Source organism: Mesorhizobium sp. WSM4821 (assembly GCF_055901555.1).
Window position 1 is genome coordinate 3,470,717 of record NZ_CM148371.1, and the last position, 23,880, is coordinate 3,494,596.

General features: G+C 62.6%; 22 protein-coding genes. 18 read left to right on the plus strand and 4 right to left on the minus strand.

From position 1 onward, the window contains the following. Positions 1–447: 447 nt before the first annotated feature. From AC0NID_RS16720 to AC0NID_RS16745, 6 genes are all read left to right on the plus strand, one after another. Entirely contained in the window at positions 448–945 is a 498-nt protein-coding gene (locus AC0NID_RS16720; protein WP_473453560.1) for a (2Fe-2S)-binding protein, read from the plus strand. Beyond that, positions 942–1,925, plus strand: coding sequence for an FAD binding domain-containing protein (locus tag AC0NID_RS16725; RefSeq protein ID WP_473453558.1), 984 nt, complete (start codon positions 942–944; stop codon positions 1,923–1,925). Before AC0NID_RS16720 ends, AC0NID_RS16725 begins: the two co-directional genes overlap by 4 nt. Further along, positions 1,922–4,243 (plus strand): xanthine dehydrogenase family protein molybdopterin-binding subunit, encoded by a 2,322-nt coding sequence (locus AC0NID_RS16730; RefSeq protein WP_473453556.1) that lies wholly within the window; start codon positions 1,922–1,924, stop codon positions 4,241–4,243. Before AC0NID_RS16725 ends, AC0NID_RS16730 begins: the two co-directional genes overlap by 4 nt. A gap of 148 nt (positions 4,244–4,391) precedes the next feature. After that, complete coding sequence (locus tag AC0NID_RS16735) at positions 4,392–5,135, plus strand: 2OG-Fe(II) oxygenase (protein WP_473453554.1); 744 nt, start codon at positions 4,392–4,394, stop codon at positions 5,133–5,135. 267 nt (positions 5,136–5,402) lie between these two features. Beyond that, a complete protein-coding gene (pstS, locus tag AC0NID_RS16740) occupies positions 5,403–6,491 on the plus strand; it encodes a phosphate ABC transporter substrate-binding protein PstS (RefSeq protein WP_473453552.1) in 1,089 nt (362 codons plus the stop codon). Positions 6,492–6,566: 75 nt separating this feature from the next. Further along, positions 6,567–8,297, plus strand: a complete 1,731-nt coding sequence (locus AC0NID_RS16745; RefSeq protein ID WP_473453550.1) for a Na/Pi cotransporter family protein — start codon at positions 6,567–6,569, stop codon at positions 8,295–8,297. 69 nt (positions 8,298–8,366) lie between these two features. Here the strand turns inward: AC0NID_RS16745 and AC0NID_RS16750 are convergent, their stop codons facing one another. After that, positions 8,367–9,131 carry a pseudouridine synthase gene (locus tag AC0NID_RS16750; RefSeq protein WP_473453548.1) on the minus strand — a complete coding sequence of 255 codons (765 nt, stop codon included), beginning with the start codon at positions 9,129–9,131 and terminating at the stop codon, positions 8,367–8,369. Between the two features lie 222 nt (positions 9,132–9,353). On the opposite strand from AC0NID_RS16750, the gene AC0NID_RS16755 reads away from it, so the two are divergent. From AC0NID_RS16755 to AC0NID_RS16765, 3 genes are all read left to right on the plus strand, one after another. Further along, positions 9,354–10,082 carry a gamma-glutamylcyclotransferase gene (locus tag AC0NID_RS16755; protein WP_473453546.1) on the plus strand — a complete coding sequence of 243 codons (729 nt, stop codon included), beginning with the start codon at positions 9,354–9,356 and terminating at the stop codon, positions 10,080–10,082. Continuing rightward, the gene (locus AC0NID_RS16760; protein WP_473453544.1) at positions 10,066–10,311 is read left to right on the plus strand and encodes a hypothetical protein; all 246 of its coding nucleotides are present in this window, start codon (positions 10,066–10,068) and stop codon (positions 10,309–10,311) included. The genes AC0NID_RS16755 and AC0NID_RS16760 overlap by 17 nt, the downstream gene beginning before the upstream one ends. A 64-nt stretch (positions 10,312–10,375) precedes the next feature. Beyond that, positions 10,376–11,944 (plus strand): winged helix-turn-helix domain-containing tetratricopeptide repeat protein, encoded by a 1,569-nt coding sequence (locus AC0NID_RS16765; protein WP_473453542.1) that lies wholly within the window; start codon positions 10,376–10,378, stop codon positions 11,942–11,944. 152 nt (positions 11,945–12,096) lie between these two features. Here the strand turns inward: AC0NID_RS16765 and AC0NID_RS16770 are convergent, their stop codons facing one another. After that, positions 12,097–12,771, minus strand: a complete 675-nt coding sequence (locus AC0NID_RS16770) for a GntR family transcriptional regulator (RefSeq protein ID WP_473453540.1) — start codon at positions 12,769–12,771, stop codon at positions 12,097–12,099. Positions 12,772–13,397: 626 nt separating this feature from the next. Continuing rightward, positions 13,398–13,619 (minus strand): hypothetical protein, encoded by a 222-nt coding sequence (locus tag AC0NID_RS16775; protein ID WP_473453538.1) that lies wholly within the window; start codon positions 13,617–13,619, stop codon positions 13,398–13,400. 299 nt (positions 13,620–13,918) lie between these two features. Between AC0NID_RS16775 and AC0NID_RS16780 the strand changes: the two genes are divergently transcribed. From AC0NID_RS16780 to AC0NID_RS16815, 8 genes are all read left to right on the plus strand, one after another. Then, positions 13,919–14,182 (plus strand): metal-sensing transcriptional repressor, encoded by a 264-nt coding sequence (locus AC0NID_RS16780; protein WP_473453536.1) that lies wholly within the window; start codon positions 13,919–13,921, stop codon positions 14,180–14,182. Further along, positions 14,179–15,210 (plus strand): cation diffusion facilitator family transporter, encoded by a 1,032-nt coding sequence (locus AC0NID_RS16785; protein WP_473453534.1) that lies wholly within the window; start codon positions 14,179–14,181, stop codon positions 15,208–15,210. The genes AC0NID_RS16780 and AC0NID_RS16785 overlap by 4 nt, the downstream gene beginning before the upstream one ends. Before the next feature lie 39 nt (positions 15,211–15,249). After that, positions 15,250–15,654, plus strand: a complete 405-nt coding sequence (locus AC0NID_RS16790; RefSeq protein WP_473453532.1) for a hypothetical protein — start codon at positions 15,250–15,252, stop codon at positions 15,652–15,654. Between the two features lie 130 nt (positions 15,655–15,784). Further along, positions 15,785–18,880, plus strand: a complete 3,096-nt coding sequence (locus AC0NID_RS16795; RefSeq protein WP_473453530.1) for an ATP-binding protein — start codon at positions 15,785–15,787, stop codon at positions 18,878–18,880. A 51-nt stretch (positions 18,881–18,931) separates the two neighbouring features. Then, positions 18,932–20,032 (plus strand): YcaO-like family protein, encoded by a 1,101-nt coding sequence (locus AC0NID_RS16800; protein ID WP_473453529.1) that lies wholly within the window; start codon positions 18,932–18,934, stop codon positions 20,030–20,032. Between the two features lie 4 nt (positions 20,033–20,036). Further along, the gene (locus AC0NID_RS16805) at positions 20,037–20,762 is read left to right on the plus strand and encodes a TfuA-like protein (protein WP_473453527.1); all 726 of its coding nucleotides are present in this window, start codon (positions 20,037–20,039) and stop codon (positions 20,760–20,762) included. Between the two features lie 67 nt (positions 20,763–20,829). Continuing rightward, a complete protein-coding gene (locus tag AC0NID_RS16810; RefSeq protein ID WP_473453525.1) occupies positions 20,830–22,044 on the plus strand; it encodes a gluzincin family metallopeptidase in 1,215 nt (404 codons plus the stop codon). Positions 22,045–22,073: 29 nt separating this feature from the next. Continuing rightward, positions 22,074–22,805, plus strand: coding sequence for a hypothetical protein (locus AC0NID_RS16815; RefSeq protein ID WP_473453523.1), 732 nt, complete (start codon positions 22,074–22,076; stop codon positions 22,803–22,805). 250 nt (positions 22,806–23,055) lie between these two features. On the opposite strand, the gene AC0NID_RS16820 is transcribed toward AC0NID_RS16815, so the two are convergent. Further along, positions 23,056–23,421, minus strand: coding sequence for a VOC family protein (locus AC0NID_RS16820; protein ID WP_473453521.1), 366 nt, complete (start codon positions 23,419–23,421; stop codon positions 23,056–23,058). Positions 23,422–23,564: 143 nt separating this feature from the next. Here AC0NID_RS16820 and AC0NID_RS16825 point away from each other — a divergent pair, with 143 nt between their 5' ends. Beyond that, on the plus strand, positions 23,565–23,870 hold the full coding sequence (locus tag AC0NID_RS16825) for a hypothetical protein (protein ID WP_473453519.1): 306 nt from the start codon (positions 23,565–23,567) through the stop codon (positions 23,868–23,870). Positions 23,871–23,880 lie beyond the last annotated feature (10 nt).

Sequence of the window (23,880 nt, forward strand, 5' to 3'; positions counted from 1 at the left end):
CGGACGAGGATTTTCGAGCCACAGTGAATTGCCGACGACTTCGGCTCCGCCAACGTTCTGGTATCGAATGTGCAGCCGGTCCGGCGGTGTCGATTCCGATTAACGATGCGCGCACAGCGGCTTTGCGGGTTCGCCTCAAAGCGTAGCGGGCGGCTGCGAAGCCAATTTTTTCTCCACTGCGAAGACAGGGCTTGAACCGCGCCGGGTCAGCCCCCAAGTAATAAACGGAGGCGCCTCCGTTTTAGTGGAGAAGCTTTATCATATAATCAGGGGAACCGGTATGTCACGTGTTGAGAGCCTGCAAGCTGGGCGAAGGCAATGGAGAGGCTAATCTCCCCCCTCAAGGAGGGAGATTAGCCTTTATCAACCCCTAGTGACCCTTGCCGCTCCCCGGCCGGGCATCAGATCATTCCCCCTCCGCGTCAAGCAACTGGAGCCAGACGCCCCATGACAAGCAATACGACGAGCAAAACCCGAATCCCCATCCAACTTCAAATCAACGGACAACGCCATGAACTGGAGGTCGAGCCGCGCGTCACGCTGCTCGACGCCTTGCGCGACCATCTCGGCCTGACCGGTACCAAGAAGGGCTGCGACCACGGCCAATGCGGCGCCTGCACCGTGCATGTCGACGGCCAGCGCGTGCTCGCATGTCTGACGCTAGCCGCCCAGGCCGAGGGCAGGGCGGTCACATCAATCGAAGGGCTTGCCGAGGGCGACGGCACGCTGCATGCGGTGCAGGCCGCATTCCTCGAACAGGACGCCTTCCAGTGCGGCTACTGCACACCGGGCCAGATCATGTCGGCGGTCGCCTGCATCCGCGAGGGCCATGCCGGCTCGGATGACGAAATCCGCGAATATATGGCCGGCAATCTCTGCCGCTGCGGCGCCTATCCGCACATCGTCGTCGCCGTGCGCCAGGCGGCCCTGGAGGTCGCGTCATGAGGGACTTTTCGTATCTGCGCGCCAATTCCATCGACGCGGCACGCCAGGCGGCGGCGCTGCCGGGCGCCATGCTCTTGGCCGGCGGCACCACGCTCATCGATCTCGCCAAATGCGGCGTCACCGAGCCTGAAACCGTGGTCGACATCACCCATCTCACGGGACTCGATAGGATCACGGTCGATGACCGGGGCGCCACGATCGGCGCGCTGGCAAGGATGAGCAGCGTCGCCGACCATGCCGACATCAAGAGCCGGTTCCCCGCCGTCTCGGAAGCGCTGTGGCAGGCTGCATCGGCGCAGCTCCGCAACATGGCGACCATCGGCGGCAATCTGATGCAGCGTACGCGCTGCCCGTATTTCCGCGATCCGGCGAACTTTCCCGCCTGCAACAAGCGTTCGCCCGGCAGCGGCTGCTCGGCGATCGGCGGCGTCACCCGCGGCCATGCCGTGCTCGGCACCAGCGAGGCCTGCATCGCCACCTATCCGGGCGATCTGGCGACGGCGCTGGTCGCCTTCGATGCCATCGTTCATCTCGGCGACCGCCAGATCGCGGTCGACGACTTTTTTCTCCTGCCGGGCGCCACGCCCGACAGGGAACATGCGATCGCGCCGGGCGAGGTGATTACCGCGATCAGCATTCCCAACTCCGCAGCGGCGCAACGTTCGACCTATCTGAAAATCCGCGACCGGCAGTCCTATGAGTTCGCCGCGGCGAGCGCCGCCGTCGGCATCGAGTTCGAAGCCGACGGAATGACGATCAGGGATTTGCGCGTAGCGCTCGGCGGTGTCGCCACCAAACCGTGGCGCGCCCGCGCCGTGGAAGAGGCGCTCAAGGGCAAGGTGCTGGAACCGGACACGGCCAGGCGCGCCAGCCTGCTCGCCATCGAAGGCGCCGTCGACCACGGCGCCAACCATTACAAGATCGAACTGGCGCCGCGCGTCGTCGCCCGCGCCATCCTGAAAGTGGGAGAAGCTGCATGACCGCTCACGAGATCAGAACCAGACATGGCGATTCGAAGAGGGGCGACGCGTCGGACGGCGCCGTTCTCGCGGAAGCCGTGGGCGGGCGGCTGTCGCGCGTCGACGGCCCGGCCAAGATCACCGGCGCCGCAAAATACGCGGTCGAGCAGCGGCTCGACGGGCTTAGCCATGCCGTTCTCGTCGAGAGCACGATTGCGGCGGGCCGGGTGCGTTCGATCGACACCGCCGCCGCCGAAACCGCACCCGGCGTGCTGCTGGTGCTGACGCCGGACAATGCGTTGCGCCTCAACACCGCTACGGACTGGCTGGGCACGCCGCCGCCTGACGCCCCCTATTGTCCGTTGGCGCGCGACATCACCTTCAGCGGCCAGCATGTCGCGGCGGTGGTGGCCGAGAGTTTCGAGCAGGCGGTCGCGGCCGCGGCCCTGGTCAAGGTCAGCTATGACGAGACGCCGGCAATCGTCGACCTTAGCGATCCGAAGGCCGGCGACGGCATTCCGATCGACACGATGACCAAGGAATGGGGCGACGCGGAAGCGGCTTTCGCTTCGGCGCCGGTGCGGATCTGCGCCGCCTACAACACGCCGCGCGAATACCAGTCGCCGATGGAGCCGCATGGCCTGATCGCGCACTGGCAGGGCGACCGGTTGACGGTGTGGGAGCCCAGCCAATGGCTCGACGGAATGGCGCGGACCTATGCCGAATGGTTCGGCGTGCCGTTCGAGAATGTGCGCCTGGTCTCGCCCTATATCGGCGGCGGTTTCGGCTCCAAGGCGTTCGCATACGGCTATAGCGCGGTGGCGGCGATTGCCGCGAAAATGCTGGGACGGCCGGTGAAGCTCGCGGTCACGAGGCCACAGACCTTTACCGCCTATGGCGGACGGGCAGCGACGCGCCAGACGGTGGCGCTCGGTGCCGAAGCGGAGGGCCGGATCCAGTCGATCGTGCACCGCGGCGTCAACGAGACTTCGGTCGACGGCATGTGGGTCGAGCCGCTCGGTTCGGTCACCTCGATCATGTATGCGACGCCGAATTTCTCGTCGCGGCAGAATGTCGTGCGGGTGAACACGGTGGTGCCGGGTGCCCTGCGCGCGCCGGGCGAGAACCCGAGCGCCTTCGGGATCGAAAGCGCCATCGACGAACTGGCTTACGAGGTCGGCGTCGATCCGCTGGAAATCCGGCTCAGGAACTACGCCGAACAGGATCCGGAAGCGAAAAAGCCGTGGTCTACGCGGCAGCTGCGCGAGGCCTTCGCGGTTGGCGCCGAGGCCTTCGGCTGGTCGAAGCGCACACCCGAGCCGCGCTCGATGCGCGACGGCAATCAGCTGATCGGCTGGGGCGTTGCCGCCGGCACCTATCCGGTGCGGCGCGCCTATGGCGAGGCTGTCGTGCGCATCCTCGCCGACGGCTCGGTCGAGGTCGAAAGCTCGAGCATCGACATGGGGCAGGGCACCTATACGATCCTGGCGCAGACCGCAGCCGAAGTGGTGGGCGTGCCGGCTGAAAACGTCGTGGTGAAGCTGGGTGACTCCCGCTATCCCCGCGCCGGCGTCACCGGCGGGTCGCGGCTGGCCGGCGTAATGACCGGCGCCGTGCACAAGGCAGCGACAGCCGCGCTCGACCAGTTGGTCGGGCTGGCGATCAACGATCCAAATTCGCCATTCCATGCATTGCAGGCCAACACGCTGGTCGTCGCCAACAGCCGCATCGCCTCGCCGCGCGGCGACGGCCCTGAGGTCTCGATCGCCGAGCTGCTGGCCAGCATCGGGCGCGATCGGATCGAGGCGATGGGCGACACCATGCCGGCGGATTCCACGCCAGAGGATCGCTACAAGAACTACACCACCATCACCACGGCGCTGTCGCACACCGAGGGCGACTATTCACGGCACAGCTGGTGCGCGCATTTCATCGAGGTGCGCGTCGACGAGGACTTCGGCACGGTTCGCGTGTCGCGCGTGGTGTCGGCGCTGGATTCGGGCCGGCTCTACAATCCCAAGCTCGCCGAAAGCCAGTGGAAGGGCGGCATCATCATGGGCATCGGCCAGGCGCTGCTGGAGGAAGGCATCGTCGACCGCCGCCATGGCCGCATCGTCAACAACAACCTGGCCGACTATCTCATCGCGACCAATGCCGACATTCCCGCCATCGAGGTGATCTCGGTCGGCATCCCCGACCCGCATTCCTCCGTGCTCGGCGGCAAAGGTGTGGGCGAGTTGGGCATCGTCGGCGTGGCGCCGGCGATCGCCAACGCGGTGTTCCATGCCACCGGCAAACGGGTGAGGGATCTGCCGATCACGCTGGAGAAGCTGATCTAGGGGTGGGACGGCGAGGCTGCTGATCTCCCTCTGGCGCAGATCGGCAGCTTCAACTCTGTGCGTAACCTCATTGGCAGGAAACGGGTGGTTCGCACGCGCTGTTCACCCATCTGTCGGCAGAAGGCTACGAGCCAGAGGAGGCAAGGCCATGACCATTCATTCGATAGGTTCGAGGGCACGGGTCCGATCGGCGGAGGCGCGGGTCGGCGGATATGATTGGCAGGTATTGGCCGAGGGGATGAGCGGCTATGGCTGCGCGGTGATGGAAAAGCTGCTGACTCCGCAGGAGTGCAGGCAGATCTCAGCGCTCTACCCAGACGAAAGCCATTTCCGCAGCCATGTCCATATGGCGCGGCACGGTTTCGGCAAGGGCGAGTACCGTTACTTCCGCTATCCCTTGCCCGAGCTGATCGGCGGCCTGCGCACCGCGCTCTATCCGCGCCTCGCCGTGGTCGCCAACGACTGGAACGAGCGTTTGGGGCTTGCGCAGCGCTATCCGGACGAACACGCCGCGTTCCTCAAGCAATGCCACGACCAGGGCCAGACGCGGCCGACCCCGCTGCTGCTGCGATATGGTCCCGGCGACTTCAACTGCCTGCATCAGGATCTCTACGGCGATCTTGCCTTCCCGCTGCAGGTGGCGATCCTGCTGTCGGAGCCGGACAAGGATTTCACCGGCGGCGAGTTCGTGCTGACCGAGCAGCGCCCGCGCATGCAGAGCCGCGCCGAGGTGGTGCCGCTGCGCCAGGGCGACGCCGTTGCTTTCGCGGTCCACAATCGGCCGGTCCAGGGCAGCAAAGGCAGCTACCGGGTCAATCTCAGGCACGGCGTCAGCCGGCTTCGCTCAGGCATGCGCCACACCGTCGGCATCATCTTCCACGACGCGAAGTAATTTGCCCCAGACTTCACAGGCGCTGCGCAGAGCCGTTCATCGGCTCTGAGGTGGTCGAACGATTCTCCAGGGCAAGTGCTGCGGTTGGAAGGATTCGAATAAAAAAGAGTCGTCCCACCACATCTCTGTCATCCAATCGTTAACCAAGGTTCATACGATGAGCGATGTGCTCTTCCGGCCAGCGTCCGCTCGCCGGACGGATGACTGTTGATATCTGGCAAGACTGAAAAATAGCTACCCGTATGCGCAGTATAGTGGGGGACCGTCATGATACTTGCAGCCGGCTTTGCTTCACTGCGGGGTAAATGGGCGAAGATAACGAGCGGCGCCTTCACGCTTGCCGTTGCCGTGGCGATCGAGGCCGCTGCACAGGCTGAGCCCATTCGCGGCGCCGGATCGACACTGGCCGCACCGATCATCGGCAAATGGGCAGCGGCCTACGAGAACGCGCGCGCCGATGGCGGCGACTATGTCTCGCCCGACTGGAAGGTGGACTATGAAATCGTCGGCTCGCTCGCGGGCGTCCTGCGTCTCGATCAGCCGGACATGGATTTTGCCGCGACGGATGCGCCGATCAACGCCGACGACCTCAGGAAGGCCGGCCGCCAGCAGTTTCCGATCGTGATGGGAGCCATCGCCGTCGTCGTCAATCTCGACGGCATTGGCCCAGGCAGCCTTCGCCTGACCGGGCCGCTTCTGGCCGACATCTACCTGGGCAAGATCCAGTCATGGTCCGATCCCGCGATCAAGGCGGTGAATCCGGATTTGACGCTGCCCGATCTCAGGATCAGCATTCTTCACCGCAAGGATGGTTCCGGCTCGACCTTTGTCTTTACCGAGTATCTGTCGGCGACCAGCGAGGAGTGGAAGGCGAAATACGGCGCCAATACGCTGATCTCGTGGCCGCTCGGCACTGACGCGGAAGGCACGCAGAACCTCATCCGCGCCGTGCACGACACGAAAGGCGCGATCGCCTATGCCGAGTCCGGCCAGGCCCAGCGCGCAAACCTCTCCTACGCGCTGATCCAGAACAAATCCGGCACCTTCGTCAACCCGGGGCCGGAGGGCGCTCAGGCTGCCGCGACCTCCATCGACTGGGCGCGAACGACCGATTTCTTCGCTTCGCTGACCGACCGGGACGGCGATGCCGCCTATCCGATCAGCACGGCGGTGTTCGCGGTCGTTCAGGTCTCGGGACGCTCGGAACATCGCTATCGCCGCGTGCACGACCTTTTCCGGCTCGCCTTCGCACAGGGCGCGGGCGAGGCCGCGGCGCTCGGCTATGTGCCGCTGCCAAAGGCGCTCGTCGACCAGATCGAACAGTACTGGGCAAGGCAAGCGCCCGTCGGAAACTGAGCCGGGTGAAGGGCCGGGCCGCCTCGCGCGACAATTGAACCCGCCGCGGTGGCGGCTTGTTGGGGACTGCGTGACATGGATATAGATATCTTCAAGGACATCTTCGTGCCGGTGATCGGCGGGTTGGGCATCTTCATGCTCGGCCTGGATTTCATGGCAAATGGCATCCAGGCGCTTTCGGTCAACCGGATGCGCGCCTTTCTCGCCAAAGCCGCGGGAACGCCGATCAAGGGCGTGCTGGCGGGAACGCTGATCACGGGCGTCATCCAGTCGTCGACCGCGATGAGCGTCATGGTCGTCGGCCTGGTCAATGCCGGCGTCATCGCCTTGAGACCGGCGATCAGCGTGATCATGGGCGCCAATATCGGCACGACGCTGGGCAACGGGCTCATCGCCCTGCCGCTCGGTCCGCTCGGGTTGATCCTGGCCGGCGTGTTCTCGCTGGTCTACTGCTTCGCCAAAAGCGAAAAGATCAAGAACACAGCGCTCGCCTGCATGGGCTTCGCGCTGATCTTCTATGGCCTCAACCTGATGACCGGCGGCCTGCGTCCGCTTCGCAACCTGCCCGAAGTCATGGCCCTGCTGCAGACGCTGACGGCCGACTCCTACCTCAACCTTCTCAAATGCGTGTTCATCGCCGCCGGCGTGACCGCCATGATCCATTCGTCCTCGGCGACGATCGGCATCGTGATGGGCCTTGGCGCCGCCGGCATTCTCGACTGGACAACGGCGGTCGCCTTCTCGCTCGGCGCCGATCTCGGCACCACGATCACCTCGTGGATGGCTTCGCTCAACCTTTCGAAGAACGCCAAGCGGACCGCGTACGCGCACATCTCGTTCAACATCATCGGCGTGTGCATCACTATTCCGCTGTTCTTCGTCTCCATCGAGATCCTCGCATGGGTCATGCAATTCTTCGGCGGCGATCCCGCCGTTCCGGTGATCGTCGACGGCAAGGAAACCTTCCCCCTGGTGCCGGTCGCTGTCGGCGTCTACTCGACCTTCTTCAATGTCTTCAACACGTTGTTGCTGTTCCCGTTCACCGGGATGTTCGAGCGGGTCCTGTCGCGTGTCGGGCACACGGACGACGAGGACGCCGAGGATTTCTCGACGCCGAGGTTCCTCGACCGCAAGCTGGCCGGCGATTTTGCCAAGGCCGTTCCCGCCGTTCAGCAGGAGACGGCCCGGCACCTCCAGGCCGGCGCCATGTTCCTCGACATCGCACGCTCGTCCAAGAAGGCGCCGTCGGATCCGGGCGAGCACTATCTCGCAACCGACATCCTCAGCCGTGATATCCGTGCCTACACCGCCGATCTCATGAAGGAGGATCTGCCCTACGACCAGCTCGATCTGATCGCCAGCCTGATCGAAGAGGCGGACTTCACGGCCGCCCTGACGGAATCGATGCATCAGGTGGCGCGCCGCGTGCGGCGTGAGAAGTTCAGCAGCCCGGCGCAGGCCATCGTCGACGTCGCGTTGAGCAAGCTCGACGTCTCGCTGCGGGAGATCCTGCCGACCTACGGCATTTCCGACCCGCAGATGCCGGCCGGTCATGTCAATCTCCCGGAGGTCGAGGAATTGCGCGCCCGCACGCTGGCGCTGGGACCGAATGCGGGCGCCGCCGAACGCGGCACGATCCTGGCCCTGCTCGGGTCGATCGAGCGCGCGGAAATCCTGATCCAGCGCATCGACGCCGAGCGCAAATCGGTCAACCGGCAGAGCGTGCTCGCCCGCGCCTCGGCACGCATGGAGACCAGGCCGCGCTCGATGGGCGATCCCGGCCTCAGCCCGGTCCCGGCCGAGTAGGCCGGACGGCAGGGCTGCCCTTTTCCTTCTCCCAAAAGGAGGGGAGAAGGAAGAGCGATGTGTTCCCGCTCAGGCCGCAAACAGCGCCAGCTCTTCGGCGGTGAGATGGCGTGCCTTGCCTTTGGCAAGGTCACCGAGGCGCAGTGGGCCGATCGCCACCCGCACAAGGCGCAGCACCTCGATATCATGCGCGCCGAGCAGCCGGCGGATATGGCGGTTGCGGCCTTCGTCGAGGGTGATTTCCAGCCAGGCGGTGCTGGTGCCGCTGCGCAGGATTTCGATCGACCGCGCCGTCAAAAACTCACCATCGACGGTCGCGCCAGCGCGCAACCGGGCCAGCATGGCCTCGTCGGGCAGGCCGCTGATCCGCACATGATAGACCTTGGCGACATGCGAAGCGGGATCGAGCAGGCGCTGCGCGAAGCGCGTGTCGTTGGTCATCAGGAGAAGGCCCTCGCTGGCCTTGTCGAGACGGCCGACCGGCGACACGAAGGGCAGGGCGAGTTCTGCCAGGCAGTCATAGACGGTGCCGCGGTCCTGCGGGTCGTCGCGGGTGGTCACCAGGCCGCGCGGCTTGTTGATCATCAGGTAGATCTTGCGCTCGGCAACGACGCGGCTGCCGTCGACCTCGATGCGGTCGCGGCCGGGATCGACCCGCATCGAGCCGTTGCGCACGACCTTGCCCGCGACCCGGACGCGCCCTTCGGCGACCAGAACCTCCGCCTGCTTGCGCGAGCACAGGCCGAGTTTCGACAGCGCACGGCAGAGGCTGACGCCTGGGGGATTGGCTCCAGCGGCGGGGCGTGGCCGGCCGATTCCGGGTCGTGGCGACATGGGTCTTACGTGTGGGCTCCTGTGTCCGGGGCATCCCAGTATAACCGGCTGCCGGTTCTGTCCACGGGACAGGGAACAGAATGTCGCCGCTGGTGGAGCGAGGCGGCCTGCTGTTTTTCGACGGCTGATGCTCATTCGATTTCAGCACAATATCAGCGTTCGTTCAGGACGCGGAGGCCATGCCGCGGCGATGCTCTCGGGAGACAAACCCGATGAGCGGCCATGACAATCGCCCTGACAGAAGACCTCCTTGCCAGAATCGATCACAGCATCGAAGACGCGGGCCCGGCGTCGGGACTGCGCAGCCTGGAGGATCGCGACTATGCCGCCATTCGCAAGCAACTGCTTGCCGCACGCCCACGCGACGTCTGGGTGTTCGCCTATGGCTCGCTGCTGTGGAACCCATGTTTCGAATTCGTCGAGGAGCGGCCGGCGACCGTACATGGCTGGCATCGGCGATTTTCGCTATGGCTGACCCGCTGGCGGGGCACGCGTGAGCGGCCGGGCCTGATGCTTGCGCTCGACCGTGGCGGCAGCTGTCGCGGCGTCGTCTACCGTCTCCCCGATCGTGACATCGACGCGACAATCGACCGGTTGCTGCGCCGGGAGATGAGCGCCAACCCGCCGACCAACATTCCCCGCTGGGTCTCCGTTCGAGGCGCAGGTGGGAATTTGCGGGCCATCGCCTTCGTCGCCAACCGGAGCGGCCCCGCCTATGCGGCGAACTTGCCCGAGCAGACCACCGTGGAAATCCTGTCGCTCGCCGCCGGCCACATCGGCAGCTGCGCCGACTATCTGCGCCGCACCGTCGTCCAGCTCGAAGCCCGAAACATCCGGGACGCGACGCTATGGCGGCTGCAGGGCAAGGTCGCCGCCTATCTCGGATCATTGCAATCCGGCACGCCCTTGCCGGCGCCAACCGTGGAGATCGATTATGCATGCGAAGGTTGAAGGACTATCCCTCCCGTCGATCACCGCACAGGAAGCGGTGCATCGGCTCCTGTCGACGGGCAGCGTTGAATTTTGTGGCGGCGAAACTGTGCAGATGCTGCACTATCTCGACGCTCTGACGGCCGGCGGCACGATAATGATCCCTGGCGAGGCACGGCCAGATCTCTGGCAGCGCGTTACCAGGCTGTTTCGGACCAGCCTCATTCAGCCCGGCATTTTTCGGACTTGACCTTTACCGGCTTCTGCGGCTCCGATGATTGCTGTGCGATCAGGCGCAGCGATGGTGCAGTGGCTTGGTACAACAGATCGGCAGCACGGTTCTCGATCTCGAGCGCGGCACGTTGCGGCGCGACGGCGAGATCGTGCCGGTCAGGCCAAAGACTTTCGACCTGCTTGCCTTCCTGGCGCGCAACCCGGGCCGCGTGCTGAGCAAGGACGAACTGTTCGAAGCGGTGTGGCCCGGCATCATTGTCACCGAGGACTCGCTGACCCAGTGCATCCGCGATGTGCGCAAATGCATCGGCGACGAAACCCAGTCCCTGGTCCGCACCGTGCCTCGGCGCGGCTACATGTTCCAAACTGGCGAAGACAGCCTGTCCGCTTCGCTGCCGCCTGCCGCCGCTGCGGTTGCAGCCGGCCGAACGCCCGAACCGATGGTCGCGGTCCTGCCGTTTCGCGTCGACGTCGACGATACGACGGCAAAGCCGCTCTTCGATGGCGCGGTCGAGGAGATCATCAACGCGCTTTCCTACTTCAAGACCATCGCGGTGCTGGCGCGCCATTCGGCCTTCGCGCTTGCGCAATACTCCGACCAGGACATCTGGTTGACCGCCGAGCGTCTCGGCGCCGACTATGTTGCGGAAGGCGCTGTCAAAAGCGCCGACGATGGCTATGACGTGCGCGTCGTGCTGTCCGAAACAGCGTCCGGCCGACGCATCTGGGCGCAGACGTTTTCATTCAAAACCAGTGAGATTTTCGCTTTTCAAAGAACGGTGGCGCAACGGATCGCGACGGCGCTGGTCGCCAACATCGAGAGTGCTGCGATGCGGCGTGTATCTCCAGCCGCCGCCGCCAATGTCGAGGCGTATGTCCATATTTTGCGCGGCATTGCGTTGCTGCGCAGTTATGGCGAGGGGGTGAACCAGCAAGCGCGCGCGCATCTGCTGAAGGCGCTGGAACTCGATCCGGAGTCGGGCCTCGCCCACGCCTACCTCGCTCTGGCGGACACGATCATCGGTGGGTATACCAGCGCGCCGCGGTCCGTGCTCGATCAGGCGCGCGACCGGGCCTTGCACGCCATGGCCCTCAGTCCCGACGAGGCGCGATGCCACCGGATCCTGGCATTGATCCTGCTCTACCGGCACGATTTCGAGGCCGCAGCGCTGCATTTGGCCCGGGCGCTGGAACTCAACCCCTACGATGCCGATACACTGGCACAGACCGGCTTTTTCCACACGCTGCTCGGAAATGCCGAGACGGGCCTGGCGCTCCTCGATCAGGCCGTCAATCTCAATCCGATGCACCCACCCTGGTACTATTACGACAGGGGCGAAGCCCTGCTTCACGTTGGTCGGTATCGAGAAGCCGCTGTTTCGTTCTCCTGCCTGCCACGCAAGAGTGCCTGGCAATTGGCCCGGCTGGCGGCATGTTACGGCCTCGACGGCGACCTCGACAAGGCGCGCTCTTGCGCCCGGGAGGGCCGGCAACTCGAACCTGGCTTAACTGTCCAGGCGATCATTGGAGACCTTCGCCTGCAGCGCCTCGAAAATCGGGAACGGATTCGGACAGGCCTCAAACGTGCCGGCTGGGACGAGGAGCAAACGCAGGAAACCCCATTACCAGAGACACCAGTGAAAGGATGACAGCTGCTTTTCGAAATCGAGGCCGCCTCCTTGCGCGAGCACAGGCCGATTTTCGACAGCACCCGGGAAGATTGATGCCGGGGCACTGCTGGAGGACACGCGTTACCGGCCAAGCCCGGTGGTGACGTCACCGTCTTGCGTGATCCTTTCGGTCAGGACTCTCTCGCTAACCCATCTCCAGCCTCGACGAGCGTTTTCACGCCTTCGCCGAGATGTTTTTTCAGGAGGCGAACGGCCGCCTTGGCATCGCGGTGGCGACAGGTCGTCAATATGTCCCAGTGTTCCGACTGCGAGCGGCTGCGATAATTGAGGTTGGGCAGAAGGACGCGAACGTAGCGGTCTGCCGCATTGTGGTGGGCTTCGATCAGGCCGATCAATCGGGCGTTGCCGCAGGCGCTGTAGAGGGCCAGATGAAAGACGCGGTTCAGTGTTCCCCAGCGGCCGACATTCGGATCGGCGTCGATCTGCTTGAGCAGGTGGCCGGCCTCGTCGAGCTTCTCCTTGGCGAGATTCGGAACCGAGAGCCGCAGCGCTTCGCTTTCGAGCAATGCGCGGACCGCGAAGATCTCCCTGATCTCGGTGACGTCCATCCTGGCGACATGCGCGCCCTTGGTCGGATGGATCGAAACGATGCCTTCGGCCTCGAGCTGGCGAAGCGCATCGCGGACCGGCATGCGGCTGAAGCCGAAGCGCTCGGCAAGGTCGTCCTGGCGCAGCGGCGTGCCCGCCGCCAGGCTGCCGTCGGCGATCGATTCGCGTAGCACATTCGCAACCTGCTCCGCCACCGTCTGCGGTCTCTGCATCAACCCGTCGCCAAGTCCGCGCAATCGATTCTCCTCTCAAGTGCACCTTGCCTAACAGAATGCCGCCCGAGCGGATATCTGTTTCCCGTATACGGGTATCCGAACTCTGCTGTATATGGCGGCATGGGCTTGATCGGCATGCACGCAACACCGGCCACGGCGCGCTGGCCGGTAGGGGCTGTGCTTTCGGACAAACGGCAACCCGACGCAGCAATGACTGCGCCCGGGCCGGCTGGGGGAACCGAGGGCCTGCCGCTTTGCCGCCGTTGCGATGGCGCAATGGAATGCCTCTCGAACAGATTCACTCCGGCGTGTATCGTGTTGAGACAAAAGAGGATTTTATTGCCGACGTTGCGGGGAAGCGCCCTGGGAAGCGCCCCCTATGTCCTGCCGGACATCTCCCCTCCAAGACTCACCGGAGCCGCTGCGCTTTTCTTCACAAGTTGGAAATTAGCGAAAGCCGAGACGGCATCTCCAAATCTCCCCATAGAGGGTAAGAGGCAGGGAGTATCGTAGAGCACCTTGATGGCGATGGACACCGCGCCAGGCGCAGTTGCAGCGTCAGGAACATGGTCGCCCGTCTTGGGGGCGCCACCGCCTTGGCCTTCGACGCGGTGCCTGGCTGATCGCCAGGGTTTACGACCGTCAACTCAGTTCGACGCGTGGTCGTCCAGCGCCTCGACGACGAAAGACGCTGCAATCAGGTCGTCGGCATGCAGCCGAAGGGAGCCTTCACTTCCTCCCATGATGGCGGCGACCTTCTGAAAAGTTTTCATCTCGTGCTCGGTAATCCGGGCGCTCCGCATCTTTGCCTTGAGATCAGCGACACGCAGGCTGAGCGTATGGGACGTTCCAATTTCACGGTTCGACATGATAACATGCTCCTCCCCAACCCATGCTTGTTTGCTCCCACCGGTATTCGCCCGTCTCCCATGTTGCCTAAATATGAGGCATCGCGAATACAGCGCCCCGAACGCGTGATGCGAAGGAAGGTTCCAGCGCAACACGGTCACGAAATAATACGACGCGGTCGGCGGCCAGCAAGCTATCCCTAGGGAGGGTGGCAGATCGCTGGGCGGGCCGGCGGTTTTCCTGGAGCCGCAGGACGCTTCGACGGCGAGTGAATCCAAAAGGATTGACCGTATCCTCGGGGGGAGGATACGAAAGAAGCATGGTCGAAGGCATCCACCATTCGCATCCCGCTATCGTGAAGCGTCTGAAGCGCGCGCAAGGCCATCTTGCGGCGGTGCTGTCCATGTTCGAGGCGCATCGTCCTTGCGTTGATCTGGCGCAGCAACTCCATGCCGTGGAAAGCGCCATCAGCAGCGCAAAGCGCGAACTGATCCACGATCATATCGAGCATTGCCTGACGGACACCGCGGAAACCGGCGGCAACTCGCTGGCGGAACTCAAGCAACTGGCGAAATACCTGTGAGCGGTCTCGGCATGCGCATCCTCGACTGGCTCGGGTTCGGGGCGCGCGATCACGCCGTACATGGTCACGACCACGGCAGCGGGGCGCATGCGCATATCCACGGGGTCATCGATGCGACCATAGCGACGACCGACCGGGGCATCTGGGCGATAAAATGGTCGTTCGTCATCCTGGCCATCACGGCAGCGATGCAGATGGTCGTGGTGGTGCTGTCGAGCAGCGTGGCGCTGCTGGCCGACACGATCCACAACATCGGTGACGCCACCACCGCCATTCCGCTGTGGATCGCCTTCATACTGGCCCGGCGCAAGCCGTCGCCGACGTTCACCTACGGCCTTGGCCGGGTCGAGGACGTGGCCGGTATCGTCATCGTCGTGATCATCCTGTTCAGCGCCATCGTCGCCGGTTATGAGGCCATCGAGCGTCTGATAAATCCTCGATTGGTGATGCATCTCGGCTGGCTGGCGGCGGCAGGCATTATCGGCTTTCTCGGCAATGAGGCCGTCGCGGTGTTCCGCATCCGCGTCGGCCGGGAAATCAACAGCGCCGCACTCATTGCCGACGGCTACCACGCCCGCACCGACGGCCTGACCAGCCTTGCGGTGGTCATCGGGGCGCTCGGCGTCTGGCTCGGTTTTCCACTGGCCGACCCGATTGTCGGCCTGCTCATCACGCTGGCGATCTTCGGCATCGTCTGGCAGTCGGCGCGCTTGGTGCTGATCCGCATGCTCGACGGCATAGAGCCTGATGTCATCGGCGAAATCCTCCATGCCGCCGCGCATGTGCCGGGAGCGCGCCTTGTCGACGCCAAGGCGCGGTGGATCGGTCACCGGCTGCACGCCGACATTGCCATCGCCGTCGAGGAAAGCCTGCCGGTCTCAGAAGCGAAAAAAATCAGCACGGCGCTGGAAGCCGAGCTTTTCGAGCACATGCCGGCGCTTGCGGCGGCCAATATCAGATTTGCGAGCGCGGATGCGGATCATCGCCATGGACATGCGCACGGCGAACACGACGTTCGCAGGCACTAACGGTCGCCCAGAGCGGCTGGTTTCTGTTACCCTTGGCTGATGTTCCAAATTCTTGTCGAGTTCCAACGAACGATCTATCTGGCGGTCGGCGAGCAGATCAAACTGCTCTCAGTGGCAGGCGACTGGCTGGCGTTCATGGGCTTCCTGCCCATAGGCGTCGTCTTCGGCGCTGCGCATGCGCTGACGCCTGGCCACAGCCAGGCCGTGCTGGCGACATATCTTGCGGGCTCGGATGCAAATGTTCCGAGCGGCCTTCTCGTACCGATTGCGCTGTCCTTCACGCATGTGACGATTGCCGCTTTGATTGTGGTTTTCTCGCTGCCGCTGGTCTCCATCGCCTTGGGCAGCGTCGGCCGTGCTCCGCTTCTGGAGGATATCAGCCGGGGGCTGCTCGGCCTGATCGGTGTCCCATTCCGACGATTGCCGCTCTTTAGCTCTTTATAATGTTCCCATTTGTTCCCGGCCATACTTTTGCTAGTATTCCCGCTCCTCCCGGCGAGAGCATCGCGTCATGTCAGACAGTGGACGAGTCGACGTTCCGAGGACCGGCTCCGGCGTGGCCCCCGACCGCGGCTTGATCGACGACAGCGCCGGCCAAGCCCGTCACGAACGGCGGATACTGACCGTCCTATGCTATGATCTCGTCGGCTCGACCGACCTGCTCGGACTACTCGACATCGAGGAATTCGACGACCTAATCACGGCGTTTCAGCGGGCCGCCGGTGAAGCGATCACGTCCTGCTCGGGGACAGTGAAGGTCGAGGTTGGTGACGGAGGGGTCGCTGTATTCCCGGTCGATTTGGGTGCCAAGGATGCGGCGTCGCTGGCAATTCGTGCCGGCCTGCATATCGTCAAGGCGTGCCGGCGCCTCGCGGCGGATAAGGGGAGGGACGACCTGCACGTGAGGGTCGGGGTCGCGACTTCGATGGCGCTTATCACGAAGGGCGACTCCCCCGAGGCGCAGGACACCGTCGCCGGGCCAGCGCTTGCCCTGGCACCTAGGCTGCAGACAATCGCCAGACCAGACACGGTCTTCGTCTGTAACGAGACGCGTAGTTTGACGCGGCGTTCACACGTGTTCAGCTTCTGCGGCGCCCACATGATCAAAGGGTTCGCGCAACCCGAACAAGTCTGGCAGGCGCTAAACCACAAGTTGGCGGTAGACCGCTTTTTTGCGTTTGGACGCCTGGCCAGCCCCTTGGTCGACCGCACAAACGAGGTTGAGCTGATTCTTCAATGCTGGAGCGAGGCTATTTTGGGACGGGGTCAGGCTATCCTGATCGAAGGCGAAGCCGGCATTGGGAAATCGCGCGTCCTGCACGAAATACGTCGGCGAACGCGGGTCCAGCGAGATAAATTGCTCTTCTTCCAGTGCACGCCAGGCGACTCGCGCTCGACGTTGTATCCGCTGCGGCAGGCCATGCTGGGCAATTTCGATGACGGCGAGCATCCGCTGACTTCGACGTTTGTAGCCCAGGAGTTCGCTGCGCACGATGTTCACGACGCCGAGGTAGTCGACATCTTTTCCTTGCTGCTCGGTGCGGAAGGAAGTTCCGAGCTACGGAAGATGGGTCCGGAAGCGATCCGAGAAAGGGCCGTCTGGGCAGTACGCCGGGCTCTGCAAGCAACGTGTGCTCATGGCCCGGTGGTGCTGATCGTGGAAGATATTCACTGGATCGACCTGACGTCGAAGGAGTTGCTCAACGAGCTTGCAAGGATGGTTCCCAACTATCCCGTGCTCCTGATCGTGACGACAAGGCCTGGATTCAGCAGCTGGCTGAACGGACATTGCAAACAGGTCTTCCTTGCACCACTGGAGCATGCCGATACCCTGCGCGCAATCGCAACGATGTGGCCCCCAGGCAAGGGATCTGCTGCGCCCGAGTTGATTGAAATCATCGAGCGCGTCACCGGCGGTGTGCCACTGTTCATCGAGGAGGTTTGCCAATGGTTGGCAGAAAATGCCGCCAGCGGCACTGAGAAACTGCCGCAAGGCGCTGCGCACGGCCGCGCGTCGGTGCTGGAGACGGTGCTCGACGCTCGGTTGCAGCCGCTTGGTCCCGCCCGCGATGTCGCGATATCGGCAGCGGTCGCCGGCAATCGGTTCAGCCTCGACCTACTGTCGATACTTTTACCTGAATTGAATCAGGAAACACTCGCCGGCGCGCTCGATGTCTTAGCTGATGCGGGCTTTGTGGTCCGCGCGAGGCATGCGGGCCTTTCGCTGTACGCGTTCCGGCACGCACTTATCCAAGAGACGATTTATAATGGAACGCTGCGGAAGCGGCGGCAGGCCCTGCATCGACGTCTCTACGCGGCGGCGAGCGGTAACCGCAACCTTGCTGGCTGGCTGTCGACAGCGGCACTTGCCGAACATGCCTTGCGAGCAGGCCTACTGGAGGAAGCGATCGGCGAGTTTGTCAATGCCGGCATGGAAAGCTCATCTCGGTCGGCCATGATCGAGGCAAGACAGTTGCTCGAACACGCGATTGCACTTTGCGAGCAGGTTCCCGACCTGGGCAAACAAGATACATTGCGGCTTTCGGCGATGGTCGCACTCGGGCCGATACTGACAGCTTCCGAGGGGCCAAATTCGGAGCACGCCCGCAAGCTCTATGATGAGGGCGTAAGGCTGGCTCGGCGGCGGCCAATTGCCGAGCGCGCCAAGTGGTTCCCGATCTATTGGGGTTGGTGGTTCACTGGCTCGGTCGTCGATGGCGAGCGAGCACAGGCCGTCGTCAACGACCTAAAGGAGGTTAACGACCCCGAAATCCGGCTGCAAGCTCAGCACTGCTTGTGGGCCGTCGATTTCAATCGAGGCGACCACAACGGATGCATGGCGGCGATTGACGCCGGATTGCCATTCTATGATGAGGGTCAGGGGCGCGAGAATGCCACGCGTTTCGGGGGGCATGACGCGCGTGTTTGCGGTCTGGCGCATCGTGCATTGTCGCTCTGGTTCTCGGGACGTGCAACGGGCGCTCTCCGCTCTATGGCCGAGGCCCGGCGCTGGGCGCAGCAGACCGGTCACGTCAGCAGCATAACGCATGCGTGCATCAATGACGCTATGCTCAGTTGCTATCGCCGCGATTTCGTCGCACTGCGCAGCGTAATTGCGGATCTGCGACAGCTGATCGCGCTTCACCTCCTGCCTTCGCTTGCCGTCTCAGCGCAAATCTTCGAGGGCTGGTGTGAAGGCAACGCTGGCCATCTTGAACTAGGTAAAGACAAGATGCGTGAGGGCCTCGGCTTGCATGGAAAAGTGCAGACGCCCGAGGATGAGCCCGTCTACTGCGGCATGCTGGCGGAACTTCTCGTGCGCTCGGGTGAGATCGACCAGGCGCTCGCGCTGCTTAACTCGGCGGTGGCGCAGGCCGAGGCAGGCGGCAGTCGCTACTGGTTGGCAGAACTTCACCGGCGAACTGCCCAACTTCTTGTCCTCAACAAGGCGGAAGCTGGCCAGGCAGCAACTGCCTTTGAGAGGAGCCTCACCATTGCGGCCGAGCAGAACGCAGTGCCTATCCTGATCGGAGCCTACGAGACACTCAGCTCGTCGAATATCTCGACCGACCTGCTCCGGCGTTTCAGCGACCGCGTCGAAGCAGCAAAGATGTCGATCGAGCCTGGCGAACCGCTGATCGTGAACCCCGAGCCGGCACTGCGGAGCTAACCGACAGTGGAACAATATGGGCGCCTTGGTCCTCCACCAGACAAGGCGCTGATGTATCTGATGTCGATTCGAAAAGCATTGGGCATCACGCGCATTGCGGATATTACCGGCCTGGATCACGTCGGCATCCCGGTCGTGCAGGCGACGAGGCCATTCTCGTTTTCGAACGCGGTTGCGCAGGGAAAAGGCACCAGCCTGGCTCGCGCTGCGATTTCTGCCATTTTGGAATCCGCTGAAAGTTTTTTTGCCGAGCGCATCGAATACTTTGATGCCGTTCGCGGTTCGGCCAGATCGCTCGATATCCCCCCCGCGCGATTTGAAACTTACCTGCGAGGGTCTGCACCTGCCGATTGGCGCGAAAGAGAAACGGCTTGGGTCTTGGCGGAGAACCTTCTGGGCGACCGAGACTTCGTTCCGCTGGAGTTGGTGCACACCGCCTATCTCGTGCCGTCCAGCCCATGCGACGGAATTTTCGCGGCAACGACAACCGGGCTGGCGGCCGCCCTCGACGAGACAGACGCCATCACGCACGGGATATTGGAGTGCATCGAACGGGATGCGATCGCGCGCGCGCACACTACACATGGTTTTTTGCAACGTCAGCGTATCGATCCAGCGACCATCGAAGAAGCAACGGTCCTGGCTTTATTGGATGAACTTGCAGGAAAAGGCCTGATCGCCGGTCTTTGGCTCGCTCCGTCCCCCGTCGGCCTACCCGTGATCTGGTGCCATGTGATGGAGAGCAATCCCCGCGAGACGGCACTTCTTCATCTGCCAGCCGACGGCTCGGCCGCCGCGTTTGACCCGGCGGCTGCCGCTGTCCAAGCCATACATGAGGCGGCGCAGGCGCGGCTTGCGGCGATCTCGGGCGCACGGGATGACATGACCCGGGCGAACTACCCGGCATACCCGGACTGGCAGCTTATCGCAGCGCACCGGCGGCTGATTATCAACGGGCCGAGAGATGTGAATTTCGCCAGCCTGCCCGTCCATCGGGCAACGGGGGGCCAGACCCTGCTGTGCAGCCTACTCGCCAAGCTCGAGGAAAGCGGAATCCACGCCGTGCACATGATCCGCCTCGACACGAGCCCTTGGAACCGGCTGTCGGCCGTCAGGTTAGTCATCCCCCAATTGTATCCGCTGGTGGAGTGACCGGATGCGGCCCAAGCTCGTTTTCACCGGCCCTACGCTATCGCATCGAGAGGCACAGCAGGTGGCTGGCGTGATCTGCCTTCCTCCGGCCGCGCAAGGGTCGATCATAGCTGCGGTGCGGTGTTACGACCCGGCTGCCATTCTCATCATCGACGGCGCTTTCCAGTCCGAGCCGGCAGTGAGGCACAAGGAGATCCTGTGGGCGATCGCCCAGGCCATCCCGGTGATCGGGGCCGCAAGCATGGGTGCTTTGCGTGCCGCCGAACTCCATCCATACATGCATGGCGTCGGCCTAGTCTATCGATGGTACCGCCGCTTTGCTTTCGCGCCGGATGACGCGGTGGCAGTGCTGCATGGCCCGAAGGAGGTGAATTTTTCGCCGCTGACGCACGCTTTGGTTGATCTGCGAATGACCATCCGAGCCGCTTGGCGGCGGAAACTGATGTCCGCCGACCTGTCAGGAAAGCTCGACAATGCGGCCCGAAACCTCAATTTTCGCGAGCGTACGCTGTCGCGAATGGTGCGCGATGCATTGGCGGCGTCCGATGACGATGAGATCGAGGCCTGCCTGCAAATCCTCGCCGGAGCTTTCGTGCAGCAAAAAAAGCGCGACGCAGTTTTGGCTTTGCAACTCCTGCGCGACAATGTCTTGGTGCCAAAGGAATTGAAGGATTTCAAAATGACGATCGCCTTCGTCAAAGATTTGGAAGACGCCGGCTTAGCAGTCTGACGTTAGAGTCGCCGGCGATACTTGGCGCAATTTACGAGGGGTAAGCTTCATGGTAGTGTCCTAGACTATGGGAGGGGCCGCAGTGGGAGGGGCCGAGCAGTCGAACGCGCTCGATGTCGCCGGTGGGGCAACCCTGTCGGCCGGAACCCGTTTCCTTCTTTATCCCCAAGCGCCTCATCTTTCCGGATATGAAAAACCCGAGACGGTCTGGATTTCAACGTCGCCCGGACGGATCCATCCAGGCCCAGAGGATCACCGCATGTACGTGCGTGACCCGGTGCTGGACAAGCAGCCATACGAGTATCCCTACCTGCCGCCCTTCGTTGGCGCGATCTTTCCACCGGCCGAACCCGGTTTTGATGGTCATTTCGACGAGCTCTCTCATGAGTCGCGTCAGTTCCTGGCAGCACATTCATTTGCGGCTGTGAGCCGGGTGCTCGACATCTGGGAAAGCTATTTGGGCAAGCCGATTGTGTGGTTTTTCGCCGAAACATACGAGCGGCTCGAAATCATTCCCTGGGTCGACTGGGAGAATGCGCAATCCGGATTTGGCTATCTGGAACTAGGCCGGGAGCGTGGCGCCGACGGGCGCGGCCATCCCTACGCCCTCAACTTCGACGTGATCGCGCATGAAGTGGGTCACGCCATACTCTTTTCTCTGTTCGGAGTGCCGACGGCAGGCCTGGGAGACGGCGATTTCGGACCGTTCCACGAAGCGAACGCCGATCTGATTTCGCTGCTGTCGTTCCTGCATTTCGACAGCGGGATGGATCGATTGCTGAGGCACAGCCAAGCCAACCTGCTTGTCCTCAACGAGCTCAACCGCATCGCCGAATTGACCGGCGATCGCCAGATCCGCCTCGCCAGCAACTCCCGAAAAATGCGGGAGGTGAGCGAGGAGATACATGACAGGTCACGCCCGTTCACGGGCGCGGTATTCGATACGTTGGTCGACCTTTATCACGCCGGCCTGGTGCGGCAGGGCTTGGCCGACGAGCGGCTGCTTGGAGTAGACATCCGGGAGGTCGGCCAGGCAGAGATGACGCATATCTCCAACTTGACAGGCGATGCCTTCCGGGCCCGTCCGTTCCTTTTCAAGAGCGAGTTGGTCAAGGCGCGCGACGAGGTCGCGCTCGCGCTCGCGCTCGCATGGCCGCGCCTCGATGCCGACAATCTCACATTCGCAGGCGCGGCTACCACCATCGTCGAACTGTCCGACCGCATCCGCCCGGCAGTAGCTGCAAGCTTCGAAGAGAACTTCAGGTGGCGGGAAATTTTATGAACTGGTGATTACAACGGAGGAGAAGCAACATGAGCGACGATTTTCACCGACCCACACTCACTTTTCCTGCAGGGGTCTACAACGCGAGCCAAGTAAGGCTCTATGGTCTACCCGGAAGTGGAGGTTTGATATTCCCTGGAAAATCTATGGTAATGGAAAATAACCCCGTCAATTTTTCAACGAATATTTCTACGGGAAAACCTTCCGATGACAAAAAAATAAATGCCCAGATAAAAGAAATAATTGGCAGAATAGAGAATGATAGCGATGCTGAATTAGAATTTTTTAAACAAAATTCAAAATCGCCATTTCCGCCGTTTCCGTATCCAGCAGGTTTTTCATTTCAAATATCTTTAGACATGAGGAATTTTGGAAGCATTGTATTGTCGACAATTATCACTTTAGATGAGGCAGCTAAGCAGCAAAGGTTACTTTCTTGCGGAATTATCGTGGGCTACTCATACGAGGGTCATTGCTATGACCTGCCCAAACCAAAAATCATGCTGTTGCCGACCTTTCCAGAGGACATCCCGCGGGACGATTGCGGATACGACAAGAAAAATGACCGGCCCCCAAACCCGGTGACCAGATACAAGCTCTGGATCGTCGACAAGCTGGACGAGTGCGTCGAATTCGAGATGAGCCAAGGATTCATCGAACAGCTCGTACTCGATGCAAATCTGCCCGGCAAGCGCACGCCCACAATGTACGCGTCCAGGATGATGATGGGACACCGCGGTGGAAGACTAGGCGAGTCATAGACGGGGAAGTGCGCGAAACGGCCGCTCGCGAGCAGCCATAGGCCAGCCTCAATCAGGGTCGCAGGTTGGTCGTCCAGATTCAGCCGGTTCATGGCGGCTGTACACCGTTGCGGCGGCCCGCGGTCGGCGAACTCGTAAGTCTCGACATATTTACCGACCAGGCCGGGCGAGATGCTGTTCTTCTCCAGCATGATCTGCTTGCGCTCGCAAGAGAACGACAATTGCCGGCCCGCTCAGCGACCGGCCCCGCTCATTGGCTGGCGACCACCATGCGGTTGCCTTCGCTATCGCGAAATTCGGCCACTGTGCGGCCCGGCTGCCAGGGCGCCTCCTGCGGTTCGGTGATGATCTCGACGCCGCCCGCCTTCAAAGCAGCGATCGTAGCCTCGACATGCTCGTCGACCAGCACCAACACCGGCTCCGCGCCTGGCGTGTCGTCGGCGCGCCTCACGAAATGCAGGTTGGTGACAGCGCCGGGAAATGTCAGCTCGATCCAGCGCCAGCCGTCATCGCCCATTGGCTGGTCGGCCGCGACCCTGCAGGCGAGATGCCTGGTGTAGAACGCCTTGGCGCGGTCCTGGTCGAACACCGGCAGCTCGGCAAACTGGATATGCATTGGTCTGATCTCCTCTCCTTGATGATTGCGCGGCCCACAGGTGAAAGACGATGTGGGCAGCCAAAAAGATTCGCCGCATGCGAGAATCTTTTCGGCAACGCGAAACGTCTTTGGTTCAGGTCAACCATTCGAGGAGACGGACGATGGGCTACACTCTCATTCGCTACAGCGTGAAGGACACCGAGCTGGAAGCAAACCGCGCGCTGGTGGCGAAGGTGTTCGAAGCGCTCGGCGAAGCGGCGCCGCGGACGGCGCGCTATCTCGTGCTCGAACTGGAGGACGGCGAGTTCGTCCATGTCGTCGGTGAGGGAAGCGCCGAACTCACCGAGCTTGCGGCGTTCAAGGCGTTCACGCAAAACCATGCGGAACGGCGCTCGACCCCGGTCAAGCGATCGCCTGCCAGGATCATCGGCAATTACCATATCCTCGAGGACGGCAACGCCGGATAGCATGGACGTG